This is a genomic window from uncultured Campylobacter sp. (assembly GCF_938018145.1).
Taxonomy (GTDB): domain Bacteria; phylum Campylobacterota; class Campylobacteria; order Campylobacterales; family Campylobacteraceae; genus Campylobacter_A.
In genome coordinates, this window is sequence record NZ_CALIII010000409.1 from 1 (window position 1) to 3,463 (window position 3,463).

At 41.6% G+C, this 3,463-nt stretch carries 3 protein-coding genes and 1 pseudogene; all 4 read left to right on the plus strand.

Features of this window, described 5'->3' with window-relative positions; all coding sequences use genetic code 11:
* A pseudogene (locus tag Q0338_RS09390) lies at positions 1–418 on the plus strand (3-phosphoshikimate 1-carboxyvinyltransferase); the annotation flags it as partial.
* Positions 408–1,238 (plus strand): 4-hydroxy-3-methylbut-2-enyl diphosphate reductase, encoded by an 831-nt coding sequence (locus tag Q0338_RS09395; RefSeq protein WP_298086519.1) that lies wholly within the window; start codon positions 408–410, stop codon positions 1,236–1,238. The pseudogene Q0338_RS09390 and the gene Q0338_RS09395, both read left to right, overlap by 11 nt.
* 135 nt (positions 1,239–1,373) lie before the next feature.
* Positions 1,374–3,044: a 30S ribosomal protein S1 gene (locus Q0338_RS09400; protein ID WP_298086520.1), complete on the plus strand. Its 1,671-nt coding sequence runs from the start codon at positions 1,374–1,376 to the stop codon at positions 3,042–3,044.
* 4 nt (positions 3,045–3,048) lie between these two features.
* Positions 3,049–3,463: hypothetical protein (locus Q0338_RS09405; protein WP_298086521.1), on the plus strand; the 415-nt coding region annotated here is incomplete at its 3' end.

The window sequence follows — 3,463 nt, forward strand, 5'->3', positions numbered from 1 at the left end:
TGGCGAGATCGAGATAAAGTACGCGCCGCTAAAGGCCGTGGACGTGAGCGAAAATATCTCGTGGCTGATCGATGAGGTGCCAGCGCTCGCCATCGCATTTGCAAACGCGAAAGGCATTAGTAGCGTTAGAAACGCAAAAGAGCTTCGCGTCAAAGAGAGCGACCGCATCGCAATCATGGTCCAAGGGCTACGAAAATGCGGGCTTGAAGTCGAAGAATTTGAAGACGGCTTTAGCGTAAAAGGTGGCGAGGCAAACTGCGCTATCATTGACAGTAACGGCGATCACCGTATCGCGATGAGCTTTGCGGTGCTTGGGCTAAAATGCGGAATGGTTATAGAAAAGAGCGAATTTATAGCGACTTCGTTTCCGAATTTTAGCGGGATTTTAAGACAACTTGGAGCTAGCGTTGAAGATTGAGCTTGCTAGCAGTTACGGATTTTGTTTTGGCGTAAAGCGCGCTATAAAAATCGCCGAAAACGCCAAAGATGCCGTAACTATCGGCCCTATCATACATAACAACGACGAGATAAACCGCCTAAATAAAAATTTTAACGTTAAAACGCTTGAGGGCATAAACGAAATCGACGGCGAAAAAAAGGCGATAATCCGCACGCACGGTATCACAAAGGGCGACCTAGCCGAGCTAAAAAAAAGCGATATAAAAGTGATCGACGCGACGTGCCCTTTTGTCACCAAGCCTCAGCAAATTTGCGAGAAAATGAGCAAAGAGGGCTACGATATCGTGATATTCGGCGATGAAAAACATCCTGAGATAAAGGGCGTGAAATCATATGCCGTCGGTAAGGTATTCGTCGTGCTAGAAGAAAGCGAGCTAGAGGGCGTAAAGCTAGCGCAAAAAGTAGCTGTCATCAGTCAAACGACGCGCAAGGTAGAAAAATTTATGCAAATCGTAAATTATTTGATGCTACGCGTAAAAGAGGTACGTGTTTTTAATACGATTTGTAATGCTACTTTTGAAAACCAAGAAGCTGTTAAAAACTTAGCCGTTAGAGCCGACGTGATGGTTGTAGTCGGTGGCAAAAACAGCTCAAATACAAAGCAGCTATATCTCATCTCAAAAACCGCCTGCGAGGATAGCTATCTCGTGGAAAATGAGTTAGAACTCGAGCGCGCATGGTTTGAGGGGAAAAATCTCTGCGGAGTGAGCGCTGGAGCCTCTACGCCTGATTGGATTATCCAAAAAGTGATTGATAAGCTGGAGAGCTTTCAAATTTAATAAATACTCATTACCTTTTTAAACAAAATTTCAAATTTAGCCCTGAAATTTCGCAAGTTAATCTACAAATAAGTTAATATTAAGTAAAATTGAGTCTAATTGTGTTAAAAGCAAAATATATACAAAAGGAACAAGATGGCTGCGGTGAACAAAAAAGTTCAGCTTAGTAAGGCAAACGACGGTATCGAAGACGACGATTTTGCCGCGATGTTAGAGGAGTCTTTTAAAAAGACTGAAGAAGATAGCGACGGAATAATCGTCGATATTAAAGGCGACGAGGTTTTTGTAAACGTCGGTAAAAAATCAGAGGGAATTTTAAATATTTCCGAGATCCAAGATGAAAACGGAGAGCTTAAATTTAAAGCTGGCGACACGATAAAAGTCGTAATAACCGGCTCAAGAGGCGGTAAACCTATCGTTTCTCACAAAAAAGCGCTTAGAAAAGAAAAAGTAAAAGCCTATATAGACTCATATAACGAAGAAAATCAAGACGTATTCGACGTAAAAATAATCGGTAAAAATAAAGGCGGTTTTGTTGCTCAAAACAGCGAGGGTATCGAGTTTTTCTTGCCTCGCTCGCAAGGCGGCTTTAAAGACGCAAACGCGGTAGTAGGAAAGTCGTTTAAAGTAAAAGTCATAAAAATAGACAAAGACGAGCAAAGCATTATCGTATCAAGAAAAAAACTGCTTGACGAAGATAGAAAGAAAAAAAGAGAAGCGATATCTGCAGTCGCTGAAAATACGGACGTGATAGAGGGCGTGGTTAAGAAAATCACTACCTATGGCATGTTTGTAGACGTAGGCGGAGTGGATGGACTCGTGCACTACAGCGAGATAAGCTATAAAGGACCGGTAAATCCGGGCTCTATCTACAAAGAAGGTGATAAAGTTTTAGTAAAAGTTATCAAATACGATAACGAGAAAAAACACCTTTCTCTATCTATCAAGGCTGCAACTCCAGATCCTTGGGAAGAGATAAAAGACGGTCTTGAGGTGGGCGATACTATCAAGGTAACCGTTAGCAACATAGAGCCTTACGGCGCATTCGTCGATCTTGGCAACGATATAGAGGGCTTTTTGCACATTTCTGAAATTTCATGGGATAAAAATATCAAAAATCCAAAAGATCACATCAGTGAAGGCGAAGAGCTTGACGTCGAGGTTATCGAGATAGACGCAAAAGATCGCCGCCTAAGAGTGAGCCTAAAAAATCTACTCAAAAAACCGTTTGACGAATTTAAGACCAAATTTAAAGAAGGCGACGTTACTAAAGGCGTAGTTACTAGCGTGACGAATTTTGGAGCATTTGTTAGGATCGGCGCAGTTGAGGGTTTACTTCACAACGAAGACGCTTCTTGGGATAGAAACGACAAATGCAAGGATTTGTTTAAAGTAGGTGATGAGATTGAGGTTAAAATCATCAAAATCGACTCTAACGAGCAAAAAATTTCTCTTAGCCAAAAAGACCTAAAACAAAGCCCAGTACAAGCCTATGCAAAGAAATTTAACGTAGGCGACATCGTGACCGGTAAAATTCGCGATATTAAAGATTTCGGCGTATTTGTAGAACTTGGCGATAACGTCGATGCGCTCATCCGCAAAGAAGACCTAGGTAGCGTAAGCGCTGAAAGCCTAAACATAAACGATAATATCGAAGCTGCGATAGCCTTTATCGACGAGAAGAAAAATAGAATCCGCCTAAGCGTAAGACGCCTTGCAAGACAAAAAGAGCGCGAGGTGCTAAACGAGATAAATAGCGACGATAAGGTTACTTTGGGCGATATTATTAAAGAACAGCTATCATAAGTAAATGAAGCGATATTTGTTCTGGGGCGCGATTGCTTTTTTGCTGATTTTCGTCTGCGTATGTGGCGCTTTGCTGTATAAGTACGCGGACGTAAATTTAAAAGAGTCCGCGCTTGCGGAGCTACAAGCACCACAAAATAACAAGGAGCAAAATTTGACTACTGGCCCTACTTCTTGGGTTGGGGAAATGGCAAATTTGGCTCCTAAAAAATATGCTTTGGCAAGCAACGAGATATATGTAGAATTTAAAGACGAATCAAAAGCCGTCGTAAAAATCGCCTATCAGCTGGTGATCGATAAAAACGATATTTACTCGATGTTCTGCCTCACTCAAACATTAAAAAATATACCCGTAGATTTTAGCGTAGTAAAAGAAAATTCACAAAATTTAATTTACATAAACACGCAAGACGGCGGCG